Genomic DNA, 13684 nt, shown 5'->3' on the forward strand with positions numbered 1-13684 from the left:
TTATCCCATATCCATCAATGATTTATATTTGGCAAGCTGACCTTCTTCATTGCCAAGGATAATGGTTTCTCCAGACATAAGCCAGGCGTGGGCGTTTAATTTCCCAGAATCATCTTTATAAACACCGATTCTAATGGTTGAGGTGTAGCCTTTGTTTTTTAATGCGGCGCGTCCAGCAAGTGCACGTGACAAGCATGTTGCGCCAAAAACAAAGCGTGAGGTTTTGAAAATCATTCTGCCAACCCACTTTGCATAGCTTTCTGGGGCTATGTTTCCAAATTGGTCGCCTTTGATTTTAATATTCTCAAATGTATTGAAAACAATAAATAATCGATAATAGATATTTAGGGATGTGAATTTAAGCACTGAGATAAAATTTTTAAAGTCCATTTCAGACCGCCTGCTGTGAAACCTCAACAAGTCCGAAATTTGACAGGTCGTTGAGAATTTTGATTAAATCATTCTCTATAATCTCTGCTTTTACATCATATTGTTCTAATAACTTTTCTGTCAAACTTGCAACCTTTGTAGGTTCCGCAATATTTGCCCAGATAAAATTTGTTGTACCGTTCAGGTTGAAATAACTTCCAGATTTAAGATCCAGCAAAGCTGCGCCAGAATCAAGTTCACACACCACAACATCTTTTGATGCGCACACAACAGTCTCTGCATTAATCTCCAAGTAGTTACTCCGTTTATTATAAGCCGTTAAAGCTTATGATTATAGGTCAGGGTTGGGGGATTATGCCCAACCCTGAAAGCCCATATTAGTTTGAAAATGTAAGTTGATCTTTTGGAGTTTTTGGAGGGAATACAGCATCTGTATAAGTGCCGTCGCCCGCAGCCAAAGTAACTGAACCAAAATCACCTACTTTTTCGATAGAAGGTGCTTCATAAGCAATTTTTGAATTGGTAACCATCGATTTTTTCCTTGTTTAAGATGGCGGGATAATCCCACCATTAGTAATTGCACCATAACGGTGAAATTTAATCAATCATTAACTATAAACTTTATATGAATTTTTTGTGAATCGCAAAAAAATGGCAAATGCGACCATTTCGTGCAAAAAATGGATGCAAATTCCCCTTATACGCGAGTTATATTGGTTAATATGCTTGCAATTGGCTACCATCTAGTAGAGTGGGCGCGGTTCCACTTGTCACTAAACGCTAAAAGCGGTTTAAAAACGGTGCTTTTAGTCTGTAATTTTATCAGTTTCTCCTGCTATTTTACTGCATAAAAAAATCAAAAGACTGATTTTTGTGCAAATAAAACTACTAAAACTAGTAATTAGCACTGAAATTCGATACTCAAAAAAGCAAAGATTGCGATTTTGATGTTGCTTTTTGCGAATCTATATCACCATTTTTATAGCTTGAGTAACAAATCTGGCGAGAATGAGGCGCGCTACAAAAAAGATTCTTGTATGGTGTAGATTATATTAAATTTGTCGTAATTGCCTATTATGTAATCATCGACCGCCAATGTTGTTAATGAGCACCGCTAAATGTACTAAGTTTTAACGGTTTTGTTTATAAACAAATATATTCTTTATGGTAATTATATAATTACGGACATTTATCCAGAATTGTGGAAGCTTTAGTTTGAAAATATTATATCTGGTTCATGATTTGAATGACGCTGCGGTGGCAAAGCGTACCACAATGTTTAAAGCAGGACGCGCAGATATATTAATTGCCGGTTTTCGGCGTGGTCAGGAAGTTGTATCTAATATAAATGGTAATGTTCCAATTAATTTGGGGCAGACTTTTAATGGTAAGTTTTTTCAAAGAATAAAATTAGCAATAACAAAATTCGGATTTTTAAAATCCCAAATCGGGCAGGGGCGTTTTGATGTCATTGTTGCCCGTAATTTAGAAACCTTGGGGATTGGTTATTATCTTTTAAAGGCTGGTTATGCCGATAAGTTGGTTTACGAATGTCTTGATATTCATAAGATGATGCTAAGGGGTGACTTTATTGGTAAGGTATTACGCTTTATTGAGCGGCACTTTTTAAAAAAATGCGATGCAATAATGACAAGTTCACCCGCGTTTATCGAAAACTATTTTTCTGCACTTCAAAAGGTTACTAACAGGGTTATTTTGCTTGAAAATAAGGTTTTTAATGAAAAACCTTTGGGTGCAAAAATTGCAAAAATAAATAAAACTTATGCAAACCCTTTGCAAATTGGCTGGTTTGGGGTTTTACGTTGTAAAAAATCGCTTAAAATACTTTCCGAATTTGCGTTAAATATGAAAGGCGCGGTTGAGATTATTCTGCGTGGTAAGCCTGCATATGAAATTATGACTGATTTCGATGAAGTTGTTGCGCAAAACCCTTATCTAAAGTTTTGTGGCCCTTATAAAGCGCCAGATGATTTATATGATATATATAATGAGGTTAACTTTACCTGGGCGATAGATTTTTATGAGGAAGGACAAAATTCGAAATGGCTTTTGCCAAACCGACTATATGAGGGGTGTTTGTATAAAAGCATCCCAATAGTACAGGATGGAACCGAAACCGCAAATTATTTAAATAAATTGGGAATTGGCATTATGTTAGAAGATGTTTCACCTAACTCATTGGCGAAACTTTTTACAAATTTGGATGCTAATGTTTATAATAATCTACAAACGAAACTGATGAATGTGGATCCAAAATGCTTTATTGCGGACGAGGGGGATTGCATAAGTTTGATCAGGGATTTGAATTAAAACAAAATGACAATTAAAAAGAATGAAGAATTAAAAGACACATTAATAATTATTCCTTGTTTAAATGAGGAAGCCCATATCGCACATTTATTGGAATGGCTAACTTCTGAATATCAAGATAAAGGGGCAACAATTATCGTTGCCGATGGCGGTAGTACGGACAGCACGATTACGATTATTAAAGATATCGCAAGCCGTAATCCATCGCTTAAATATCTTCATAACCCTAAAAAACTACAAAGTGCGGCGGTTAATCTTGCGGTTAAAGAATATAGTAACGGCAAAAAATATTTAATTCGTATTGATGCGCACTCAAAATATCCCAAAGATTATTGTAGCAAATTAATTGAAGAAGCAGAAAAAATTGATTGCGATTCAATTACTGTTTCAATGCTATCGATTGGTAGTGATGGGTTTCAGATGCTTGCTGCATTGGCGCAAAACTCCAAACTTGGGAATGGTGGTTCTGTTCATCGCCTTTTGTCAGAGGGCCAATATGTTGACCACGGGCACCACGCGTTAATGAAGATTGAGGCGTTTAGTGCGGTTGGTGGCTATGATGAAACTTATTCACATAATGAAGATGCCGAACTTGACATAAGGCTTCGTCAGGCAAACTTTAAGATTTGGCACACTGCGACAACCTTCATTGAATATTTCCCGCGCGATAATCCCGCACGGCTTTTCCGCCAATATGTTTCATATGGTAAGGGGCGTGCCAAAAGCTATCTAAAGCATAAGTATAAGCTTAAATTACGACAATTATTACCAATAATGGTTTTTCCTGCGGCAGTTTTGGCTCTAATTGGTGTTTTCACTAATATTATTCTGGCTTTGCCATTTGTTTTATGGTTATTGGCAAGCGTTTTATTGGCATTGGATCTTGCAATTAAAGAAAAGAAAATAGCTGGGTTCTTTGCAATATTTCCTGCTGTGATAATGCACTTTTCATGGTCATTTGGCTTCTGGGCGGGGCTGTTTTTAGAGAAACTAAAGAATGATAAATAACAAAGAACCAAAAACCTATATATTAACCAATCAACGGGTGTTTCGTTCCGAATCTGGCAGTACAAAATATTTACTAGGAATTGCATCATACTTGCATAATGCAGGATGCAAAATGAACCTTATTTATTGCTCAAAATCTATGTTTGGGCGTTTGCCGTTTTTTACCTTATCTGAAGAAATGAAAATTTTTGAAACCATTAGGGTACGTGAAGGCATTAAAATTGGTAATTTGGTTTTCACACTTAATCTAAAATCTTATTTTGATGCTTTTATTTATTTAACCGAACGGGTTTTGCAAAAGCTTAAAATAATAAAAGAAGGCTTTACAGAGCCTGCACCATATTCGGTTTCATACCCGTTATCGCAAAATGATATTAAATTTGTGGACGATATCATTGCAGGTGATGCCGATATTTTAATTGCGGATTATTGCTATCTTACCAAGGCATTTCCCAAGCCAAGTGGCGGCTTCAACCCGCGCAAATATGTCGTAATGCATGACTTTATATCTCAAAGATTTGATGATTTTAAAGCATCTGGCACAAAAGAAAAAACCAGCTTCTTAACATTTGAAGATGAAATGGCATTGTTATCAAATGCTGATATTGTTATCGCAATTCAAAAAGAAGAGGCCGACAAGATAAAAAATGGGCTTCACGCCGGAACCGATGTCGTGGTTTGCCCGATTGCTGCCGATATATATGATAAATTTAATGCAAAAGACGCCAATAATGTTTTGTTTCTTGGTTCTGGTGCTGCGCCCAATGTTGACGGTATTTTGTGGTTCATTAGTGAGGTTTGGCCAAAGATAATTGAAAAAAATCCAAATGCCAGATTGAAAATTGCCGGCTCGGTTTGTTCAAAAATCAATGTCGATAACCCTACAATTGAATTAATGGGCATTGTTGACGATTTGGTTGGATTTTACCAATCAGGAAACATTGTTATTTCACCACTTAGATTGGGCTCTGGGTTAAAAGTAAAGCTTATTGAGGCCGCAGGGCATGCGAAGGCTGTTGTTGCTACCACAATCACACTTCAGGGCGTATATGACGAATTTAAAGATGCGCTTGTAATAGCTGATGAAGCAAATGATTTTGCAAATGCAATTATAAATCTGCTTGACGATAATAAAAAGCGTGAAATATTATCAGAAAATATACTTAATGTTGCTAAACAATATTTCTCTAATGAAGCAGTAAACCGCCCGTTATTGGAAGATTTATCTTTGCACATCAAATAGTATTTATTATTGGGGTTTTTTTGTACAATATCTGTGACTTAATTTTGGGGCATATTGAGGGGCAATCAATTAAAAATGAATTGTTTGACGATGACGCCGCTTTGTCAGGTCTTATAAATATTGCCAGAAAGAATAAATTGCCATTGTTGTTACGCTCTGCGCTATTATCAATTGATGGCGTTAAGGTGCCACAAGAACTGGAAAGCCTTTACCGCGCAACTTGTTTCACCAATATGCAACTTATTCACATGGCAAAATATATTAGTGGTGTCCTTAAACAAGAGGGGATTGACCACTTTTTTTATAAAGGACCATTGCAACAAAAAACGCTTTATGGAAACTTCTTTTCGAAACCTAGTGTTGATATTGATTTTAATGTAAGGCTCAAGGATTTTTCCGCCGCTCGTGAACTGTTGATTAAAAATGGCTTCGAGCTACAAAATAGAACCCAAGGAATATGGTGGACTTATTTTTTGGGCGAACAAACTCTTTTCAATTACAAAATCACAAATCAATCAGTGGATATTCACCATCGCTTGCAGCAGCCCGGTGCACCACAACCACATAATTATGATTTTTTCTTTGAAAACAATGACTTTATAGAGTTTGGTGATATTTCATTACGGGTTTTAAACGTCAAACAGACGTTGGTGGTTGCTGCAATGAATATGATTAAAAGCCTGCTACACCGTGAACATATGGGGGGGCATGCGCTTGATATTATAATGTGCCTTCGTAAACTTGGTGCGGATGATATACGTGATCTAAAGCAAAGATTACGTCAATATGGGCTTTATAATTCTGTTAGCATTTGTTCGCGAATGGCGTGTTTATTATTTAAGATCAGCGATAATTTCAATGATACCGAGATTGAGATCGCTTATGATGAAAAAAATCTATATGAGGTTATGATTGCAAATCCGCAAAACATCAAGCTTCATCCAAAGCGCAAATTATTCATGATGAAATTATGTGATGACAAGGGTGGGCAATATTTTAAAGAACTAATCCGACTTATTGCCTCGGATACCGCCCACTTTGTTCTGCATGGAAATGAAACGAGCATTAAAAACGATTAATGCCCGTTTTTCATTATTAATTCTTCAAATAACGTAGATACTCGTCACTCTTGTAATATGAGCCTTCTTTGTGGCCATAATAGCTTGATTGACGGTAATTAACCTGGGTAAGAACCAAGCCAGCAAGGTTTGCATTTGAATCTTCAATAATGTTTGCCGCAGCACTTGTGGCACGTTTTGGTGTCTTTCGCCAACGTGACAATAGAATTGTTGCATCAGCCAATTTAGTCAATGGACGGCTATCTGAAACCGGAAGCAAAGGTGCGGTATCAAAGATAATAAGGTCATAGCGGCCTTTTAAAACTTCAATTGCTTTTTTCATGCCTTCAGAGCCAAAAATATCACGTGCGGTCGCAGAGCCTTCTGACATCAGGATATAATCAACACCAGTTTTGTCATGTTGTATGATTTCATCAAGAGACGCATCATTGTTCAAATATTCAAGCAAACCTGCCTGCGGGCGTGAAGCAACAGTAGAACTTAGCGATTGTCTTCTGATATCACAATCCACAACTAAAACAGACTGACCAGACAATGCGGCAACGGTCGCCATACAAATTGAAGTCGTTGTTTTACCTTCTTTCGGGAACGCAGAAGTGATAGCAACAGTTTTTACGGATTCACCGGCCTTGGAATACAAAATTGTTGCACGCAAAGAACGGAAACCTTCAGCAAATGTTGAAAGCGGGTTTTGGATAATATAATCGCGCGGCGTGCCTTTAAACTTGCTCATAAGTTTAAGGGTTGAGCGAAGGTCATAGATACTGCCAAGGTATTGAATGCCAAGTTTTTGTTCAACATCATTTGCAGAATTTATGCCAACATCAAATAATTTGCGGATTATGAAATAAACCAAACCTGCAAATATACCACACATTATGCCAAGTAGGATTACAAGTGATTTAATAGGTGAACTAGGGCGGCTTGGAACAGCTGCATTTGAAACTATTCTCGCATCGGCCTTGATACCGCCTTCACGAGCCGCGATTTCTTTGGATTTATCCAAATAAGTCTCATAAAGAGTTTGTGCAGAGTTCGCCTGTGTTTGTAAATTGTTCAATTGGCTTGCGTATTGGTTGTTATGCGCCAAAGTTGATTGGGCGTTTGCCAATGCGCTTTGCATAGATGCTAGCTTATCACGTTTAACAATATACTGCCCATATAAGTCATTTACGATACGGTTGGTTTCAGCATTGATGTTTTTATCAATTACAATAACCTTCTGCGAGGCTTCCATATATTTAGGGTGTTTAGGGCCATAACGTGTTGCAAGGCTTGCAAGATCAGATGCTGCTTCGGCACGTCTTGTTTTAAGGCTTTGAATAACGCTTGAATCAAGTGCGTCCGAACCATTAGCCATACTTCTGCCAGATGTAGCTTTGGCAACTTCCCAACGTGATTTTGCTTCGGCAGCTTCAGAAGAAAGTTGTGCAACTTGCTGCGAATACAAGGAAATATCTTGCTCAATCATTCTGATGCCATCAGGGCTTCTTAGTTGATTAGAAAGCTTAAAGTTTTCCAAAGTTTCTTTGGCAGCAAAAGCCTGATCGCGAAGTTTGCTTTCGTTTTGTGAAACTAGCAATTTAGCATTATTGGTTGCGACCAATTTTGCATCCAATTGTTGTTCGATATATAGGCGCGCCCACTCATTCGCAATTCGTGCCGATTTTTCAGCAGAAAGTGAATTATAATTGATATCGATAACGCGGGTTAAGCCAACACGTTTAACCAAAAGTCCAGCTAATACACGGTTTACAACGCGTTCTTTCAATAATTGAGAGTTTGCATTCTGTGCAGCAGTACCCGCATATTGACCTGCAAATTCTGGATCGTCATATAATCTAAGTGAATTTATTACGGCTTCGGCAATTGACGAAGATTTTAAAACCTCAACCTCGGTATCAACCTGCGCGGTGTCGGTAGGCAAACCAGATACAACTGAATCATTGGTAAGTTCGTTATAAGGTCTTGGATCAATGATGATTGATGATGTCGCAGTATATCTTTTAGGTGCTTGAAGATTGGGAACGATTACCGCAACCGCCACAATTGCAGAGATAAGCAATATAGACGCCAAAAAGCGCATAAAATCAGCAAACAAAGACCCTAAATCAAAGGGCGATATCATCGGCAGATTTTCGTCAACAGTATCTTGTTTTCTTATCATTTCCAACTCTTCTGTACCGTCCTGATAATCCACACGGATTACCACACTAAATTTGTCTGGACACTTACTATTTCTATTTAGTTAATCGCAATTATAACGACTGAATAGCAATACAATCTGCCCGTTTTTTATCGCAATATGCCAACATTAAGTCACTTTTTGACTTTTTAATAAGCATAAACCAAACCCAAGCCAATTACATTTGAGGTGTAATCAGCCACCGAATTGGCGCCTTTTGAGTCAAGTTTAGAATATTTATACATAAACTTTGCGACATAATTTCTATTAATTCTGTATATTGCATCAAGTGATACAGAGTTACGGTTATCATTCCTGTCAATCAAAGAATAATCACCGGCTGAATTAGAAAAACCAACAGAAATTATTGAATTTCTGAAAAGCTCATAATCAACTTTGATGCCATAATTCGTGTATTTATAGCCAGGTAGCGCCGCAACCGTGCTTTCCTCTGTGCTTTGAGAGAAATCTACGGTAACGCTTGTTCTTCTTGTTGGATACCAACTTGCTTTACCTGAATATGGTGAGCTGGAACGTGTTCCATAAAGTGGGTTATCGTAATTTTGATCCTGTTTACCAACTTTGATTTCACCAGTTATAAGGTCCGTAATGTCAAAACTTGTTCCAAGGTAAACGGCGTTACTTGTTGAATCTAGATTATTGACATTGTTGTCATAGCTTATTTTTCTAGGCTCATAAGAAACAAAAAATGATAGGCTAGGGGAGGAGGCATATTCCGCACGAATTGAACCGCTAATTTCACTTCTGTCGCGATACGATTGATCGATTATTGTACCTTGAAACGATTTCACATTGCTGAATGAATATTTATCGTTATTGATTGTAAAAACGGTTCTTAGGCGGTTAAATTCTTTATTATAAGATAATTGGGAATTAAACCTTCTTACATCGATGGTTTCTGCAGCATCAGTTACAGAATAGGTTTCGCCGCGCGGCTCACCATAACCAGAATAACCTAATTGGCCGCTAAGATAGTCAAAACCAATAATATCAAGCTTTCCATTGGCCTGTGCTTTGAAATCGCTGAAGCTATTGGAGCTATTGCTAGTATATTCGCTATAGCCATAATTACCAAGGAACGACAAACTATGACGTCCCCAATCAGAACTAATTCTAATTTCTGGTTTAATTGTAATTATGCTGTCTGATGTTTTATTGCTATTTAGATAATAAATATTGTCATTATATGCCGCATTAACCGCAATCTGTGGGAATGCGGTGAAACCACCCATTTTTATGCCAAGTGGTGCATATTCGTTTGGTACACGATTAGATACTGTTGCGTTTCTATCACGAGCAAATGATGATTGAGCATAAGATGCATTAACAAAGCCAAGGCTTGTCGCCAGCATCAAAGACCCCAATAATAACCGCTTCGAAATCATTAGATATACCCTAGTAACAAATCCGTTTAAATCGCAGGATGTTGTTTGAAATTATATTAAACCTTAGAAAATTCGTTCCGCAATTCTTATGGTATCGCCAGGACTTACGTAAATAATACCATTGATTGGAACTTCGGTTTCGACTTGCTCTTTTTCGTGTTTTACAAAAAACTTACGTTTGTCGGCACGGTATGTATATCCCCCGCCGATTGCGATTGCGTTATCAAGTACGAGGCCGGAACTATATGGGTACATTCCAGGTTTATTAACCTCACCAAGGATATAGAACGGTCTAAAGCCTATCACTTCTGCGGTAACTTGTGGGTCACGCAAATATTCGCCTTTTAAAGCTTTGGTAACTGCCATACGAACTTGTTCAAGTGTTTTTCCAGATGCCTGAACTTCGCCGATAAGTGGGAAAGATACATTTCCTTCGCTTGAAACCGCGAATTCACCGCTAAGATCGGGTTCGCCGTAAACGCTAATACGAACCTTGTCACCTACACCAAGTTTATAGAAATTTTTAACATCAATTGGTTCTGGGTCGGGACGTGTAGAATATGTGATGTTATTTTGTGATGTTGTATAGGCTTGATTGGCAATAGCATCCATTTCCGCCGGATTTTTTGCCTCGGCCACGATTGCATTAGGCTGCGGCGCAGCTTGCACTGGTGGGGCAACATCTGCAGGCTTTTTCATAAAGCCAAGCATAGGTTTTTTTTCAGGCTTTGGCGCTTTTACTGGTTTTGCTTGTGGTGCAGGTGCCGCCACAACTTCAGCAGAAGGGGAAGACACTTCTTCTGAGCTATAATTACCACTAACTTTAATTGAATTTGCACGCGCCAACTGATCTTTCGCAATTACATCTTCGCTAAACGGTTTTAGCGCAGCATCAGTCGATTGGCAGCCCGCTACGCAAAGCACAGCCGAGCATATAAAAAGTTTAATAAACTTCTTGTGCATTACCAATATCCCCATCACCAATTTATACTTTTAGTTACACGTTAGAATCATTTAAATCAATCTTTAAATTATTCTGATTCACTTGTATTATTTTATATTTATCAGATTTAATATAGATTGCAGAAAGTTTTCCAGTCGCAAATGCCCCTGTATCAATCCCAATTCTGGTTCTTGTTACAACAGGATCAGTAACAATAGTATGACCATGAACGACCATATATGAGCTTGGTTTGCGATGGTTTAGAAATTCATCCCTTATTCCGGTTAAATCTTGTTCGTTTTGCTTGTCTAATGACACACTTGGACGCACGCCAGCATGGACAAAAAGAAAGTCGCCGGCAACAAAATAATTCTCCAAATTATTGTAGAAAACATAATGTTTTTGCGGCAAGTTTTTGGTTAATTCCTCTTGCACCTGATGCCAATAGGTTTCATTATTTGTACGTGAAATTATTGGCACGCCATAAGACGCAAGGCACGTATCACCACCATATTTACACCACGATAACCCGAAACTATAATCTTCTAGGAAATAAAGGATGGCGCGTTCATGATTTCCTTTTAGAAATATAGTTTCACCGAATGAACTTCTATTGGGGTGATTGTCAAAATTGCTAAGAAAATCAATAACTTCTTTTGACTTCATGCCGCGGTCTATATAATCACCAAGAAAAATTAGCCGTGGTTTTACGGAAGATTTGGCGAATTCATCGACCAATCTGTCAATCATCATTTCTAATAGATCCAACCGGCCATGAATGTCGCCAATTGCTACGGTTGGGAAGTCGATATTGTAATTCATAATTCGATTATAAACCAAAAATAAAACACATAATTACCATATTAAAAAAATTGCAGCAAATTTTTCAAGCGCTATTATTTAAGCGATTTATGCCTAAATAATAAGCGAATTTCCGCCTAATTAGACAATAGTAATTTATAAAATAAAAGAATTTAATAACGCATATCTAAGCTTTATAAAAAAGTGTAATTCTGCTCACCCTAAAATTTAACAATAAAAAAAGCCCCCTTGCGGGGGCTTCTTGATTATGGCGGACAGGGTGGGATTCGAACCCACGGTAGACTTCCACCTACGGCGGTTTTCAAGACCGCTGCCTTAAACCGCTCGGCCACCTGTCCTTGCCTATAAAGCGGTTGAAACGACATATAGATAAGGCAAAAACCTTGCAAGCCCTAATCGCAGCATTTTGGTGTGCCGTTGCAGACAAATAGCTGTTTTGGTGCAAAAAAAGCGGCGGTTATTACACCGCCGCTGAAAAGAGGGACTAATGATATATAAAGCATCGTGCGAAAAATTGGATACCGATTTCCCGCACATTGATGCGATATAGACTAGTCAATATTGCGCTTATAAGTTTCTGGTAGGAATAGCATACCAAGAACAAAAGTCGCAGCCGCAATAATGACTGGGTACCAAAGGCCATGATAAATATCGCCTTTGGCCGCCACCATCGCAAATGAGATGGTAGGCAAGAATCCGCCGAACCAGCCGTTACCGATGTGATATGGCAATGACATAGAGGTGTAGCGAATATTGGTAGGGAACAATTCGACAAGCATCGCCGCGATTGGTCCATAAACCATGGTTACAAGCAGAACCAAATAGAACAGAATTGCAATAACCATTGGTTTATTCATGGTTTTTGGATCTGCTTTTTCAGGATAGCCTGCAGTTTTAAGATCGCCTTTAACAGCGTCTTGGAACTTTTTGATTGCGTCTTTTTTCGCGTCACCTTTTAATGTTTCCACTTTTGGTGCTTCGAAAACTTTATCGCCAATTTTAACAACCGCTGTTGTGCCAGCAGGTGCATCTTGTTGAGCATAGCTTACAGCTTGTTTAGCAAGGAAGTTCTTCGCAACGTCGCAAGATTTGCTATCAAATTTTTGTTTACCCACAGGGTCAAACTGAATAGAGCAATCTGCTTTGTTCACGACAACTGTTACTGGTGAAGATGAAACCGCTTTCGCATATGCAGGGTTAGCGGCCGCAGTTAATGCCTTAAATACTGGGAAATAAGTCACAGCAGCAAGGATCAAGCCAACCATAATGATTGGTTTACGACCAATTTTATCAGACAACCAACCAAAGATTACGAAGAATGGTGTGCCAAGTGCCAATGCAATTGCAATTAGGATGTTGGCTTCAAGAGAGTCGATTTTAAGCGTTTTTTCAAGGAAGAATAACGCATAGAATTGACCAGAATACCAAACAACTGCCTGACCTGCTACTGCACCAAACAAGCAGATTAGAACGTATTTCAAATTGCCCCATTTACCAAATGCTTCGGTAAGAGGTGCTTTTGAACGTGTGCCTTCATCTTTCATTTTTTGGTAAACAGGTGACTCGCTTAGTTTCAAGCGGATAACCATAGATACGGCAAGCAAGAAAATGGAAACAAGGAATGGAATACGCCAGCCCCAGTTTTCAAAGGTTTCTTTTGGCATACCAACTTTACATGCCATAACCACCAAAAGTGCTGCAAACAAACCGAATGTTGCGGTTGTTTGGATCCAAGAGGTGTAAAGACCACGTTTGTCGTTTGGCGCGTGTTCCGCAACATAGGTTGCCGCACCACCGTATTCACCACCCAATGCAAGACCTTGGATAAGGCGCATTACAAGCAATAGGATTGGTGCACCGATGTTAAGAACATCAAAACCAGGAAGAACACCAACGCCAAATGTTGATAGACCCATTAAACCCATTGTTACCAAGAAGGTATTTTTACGACCAACAAGGTCGCCGATGCGTCCAAAAACGATTGCACCGAACGGACGAACCGCAAAGCCAGCAGCAAATGCAGCAAGTGCAAAAATAAAGCCGGTGGTTTCGTCAACGTTTGAGAAGAAATGTTTTGAGATTTGAGAAGCAAGAAGACCATAAAGATAGAAATCATACCATTCAAAAACTGTACCTAATGAGGATGCCCCGATAACAAGCTTTTCGTCTTGTAGCGCCTTGTGGTGCTTCGGCAGGTCCTCATATTCTTTTTCTGTAATCATTAAAATACTCCCTTGTATTTATAGGTATAGTCATACCATTGGCGTTGACGCCAAA

The 13684-nt window shown here is 38.5% G+C and carries 12 protein-coding genes and 1 tRNA gene; 4 read left to right on the forward strand and 9 right to left on the reverse strand.

Annotated elements, in window-relative coordinates; translation table 11 throughout:
- From KXV15_RS05750 to KXV15_RS05760, 3 genes are all read right to left on the reverse strand, one after another.
- On the reverse strand, positions 1-390 hold the full coding sequence (locus KXV15_RS05750; protein ID WP_240007227.1) for a lasso peptide biosynthesis B2 protein: 390 nt from the start codon (positions 388-390) through the stop codon (positions 1-3).
- Between the two features lies 1 nt (position 391).
- Positions 392-682: a PqqD family protein gene (locus KXV15_RS05755; RefSeq protein ID WP_240007228.1), complete on the reverse strand. Its 291-nt coding sequence runs from the start codon at positions 680-682 to the stop codon at positions 392-394.
- A gap of 85 nt (positions 683-767) precedes the next feature.
- Positions 768-920 carry a lasso RiPP family leader peptide-containing protein gene (locus KXV15_RS05760; RefSeq protein WP_240007229.1) on the reverse strand — a complete coding sequence of 51 codons (153 nt, stop codon included), beginning with the start codon at positions 918-920 and terminating at the stop codon, positions 768-770.
- 685 nt (positions 921-1605) lie between these two features.
- Between KXV15_RS05760 and KXV15_RS05765 the strand changes: the two genes are divergently transcribed.
- The 4 genes from KXV15_RS05765 (at position 1606) to KXV15_RS05780 (ending at position 6051) form a co-directional block, all read left to right on the forward strand.
- A complete protein-coding gene (locus KXV15_RS05765; RefSeq protein WP_240007230.1) occupies positions 1606-2721 on the forward strand; it encodes a glycosyltransferase family protein in 1116 nt (371 codons plus the stop codon).
- A gap of 6 nt (positions 2722-2727) precedes the next feature.
- Positions 2728-3729 carry a glycosyltransferase family 2 protein gene (locus tag KXV15_RS05770; protein WP_240007231.1) on the forward strand — a complete coding sequence of 334 codons (1002 nt, stop codon included), beginning with the start codon at positions 2728-2730 and terminating at the stop codon, positions 3727-3729.
- Between the two features lie 178 nt (positions 3730-3907).
- Positions 3908-4972 carry a glycosyltransferase family 4 protein gene (locus KXV15_RS05775; RefSeq protein WP_240007232.1) on the forward strand — a complete coding sequence of 355 codons (1065 nt, stop codon included), beginning with the start codon at positions 3908-3910 and terminating at the stop codon, positions 4970-4972.
- A 20-nt stretch (positions 4973-4992) separates the two neighbouring features.
- Positions 4993-6051 (forward strand): nucleotidyltransferase family protein, encoded by a 1059-nt coding sequence (locus KXV15_RS05780; RefSeq protein ID WP_240007233.1) that lies wholly within the window; start codon positions 4993-4995, stop codon positions 6049-6051.
- 16 nt (positions 6052-6067) lie between these two features.
- On the opposite strand, the gene KXV15_RS05785 is transcribed toward KXV15_RS05780, so the two are convergent.
- The 6 genes from KXV15_RS05785 to KXV15_RS05810 all read right to left on the reverse strand — a co-directional run bounded on the left by KXV15_RS05785 (position 6068) and on the right by KXV15_RS05810 (position 13629).
- The gene (locus KXV15_RS05785; RefSeq protein ID WP_240007234.1) at positions 6068-8218 is read right to left on the reverse strand and encodes a GumC family protein; all 2151 of its coding nucleotides are present in this window, start codon (positions 8216-8218) and stop codon (positions 6068-6070) included.
- Between the two features lie 167 nt (positions 8219-8385).
- Positions 8386-9642 (reverse strand): outer membrane beta-barrel protein, encoded by a 1257-nt coding sequence (locus tag KXV15_RS05790; RefSeq protein ID WP_240007235.1) that lies wholly within the window; start codon positions 9640-9642, stop codon positions 8386-8388.
- 63 nt (positions 9643-9705) lie between these two features.
- Positions 9706-10605 (reverse strand): polysaccharide biosynthesis/export family protein, encoded by a 900-nt coding sequence (locus KXV15_RS05795; RefSeq protein ID WP_240007236.1) that lies wholly within the window; start codon positions 10603-10605, stop codon positions 9706-9708.
- A gap of 34 nt (positions 10606-10639) precedes the next feature.
- On the reverse strand, positions 10640-11407 hold the full coding sequence (locus KXV15_RS05800; RefSeq protein WP_240007237.1) for a metallophosphoesterase: 768 nt from the start codon (positions 11405-11407) through the stop codon (positions 10640-10642).
- Positions 11408-11655: 248 nt separating this feature from the next.
- A tRNA-Ser gene (locus KXV15_RS05805) sits at positions 11656-11745 on the reverse strand.
- 213 nt (positions 11746-11958) lie between these two features.
- Positions 11959-13629 (reverse strand): MFS transporter, encoded by a 1671-nt coding sequence (locus KXV15_RS05810; protein WP_240007238.1) that lies wholly within the window; start codon positions 13627-13629, stop codon positions 11959-11961.
- Between the last annotated feature and the right edge of the window lie 55 nt (positions 13630-13684).

This window comes from Pseudaquidulcibacter saccharophilus (assembly GCF_019455445.1).
Lineage (GTDB): Bacteria > Pseudomonadota > Alphaproteobacteria > Caulobacterales > Aquidulcibacteraceae > Pseudaquidulcibacter > Pseudaquidulcibacter saccharophilus.

What these genes read in the sequence shown, in the direction of transcription:
- KXV15_RS05810 (WP_240007238.1), bottom strand. Translation starts at nt 13,629, where the DNA reads ATGATTACAGAAAAAGAATATGAGGACCTGCCGAAGCACCACAAGGCG.
- KXV15_RS05785 (WP_240007234.1), bottom strand. Translation starts at nt 8,218, where the DNA reads ATGATAAGAAAACAAGATACTGTTGACGAAAATCTGCCGATGATATCG.
- KXV15_RS05795 (WP_240007236.1), bottom strand. Translation starts at nt 10,605, where the DNA reads ATGCACAAGAAGTTTATTAAACTTTTTATATGCTCGGCTGTGCTTTGC.
- KXV15_RS05760 (WP_240007229.1), bottom strand. Translation starts at nt 920, where the DNA reads ATGGTTACCAATTCAAAAATTGCTTATGAAGCACCTTCTATCGAAAAA.
- KXV15_RS05750 (WP_240007227.1), bottom strand. Translation starts at nt 390, where the DNA reads ATGGACTTTAAAAATTTTATCTCAGTGCTTAAATTCACATCCCTAAAT.
- KXV15_RS05800 (WP_240007237.1), bottom strand. Translation starts at nt 11,407, where the DNA reads ATGAATTACAATATCGACTTCCCAACCGTAGCAATTGGCGACATTCAT.
- KXV15_RS05775 (WP_240007232.1), top strand. Translation starts at nt 3,908, where the DNA reads ATGAAAATTTTTGAAACCATTAGGGTACGTGAAGGCATTAAAATTGGT.
- KXV15_RS05790 (WP_240007235.1), bottom strand. Translation starts at nt 9,642, where the DNA reads ATGATTTCGAAGCGGTTATTATTGGGGTCTTTGATGCTGGCGACAAGC.
- KXV15_RS05770 (WP_240007231.1), top strand. Translation starts at nt 2,728, where the DNA reads ATGACAATTAAAAAGAATGAAGAATTAAAAGACACATTAATAATTATT.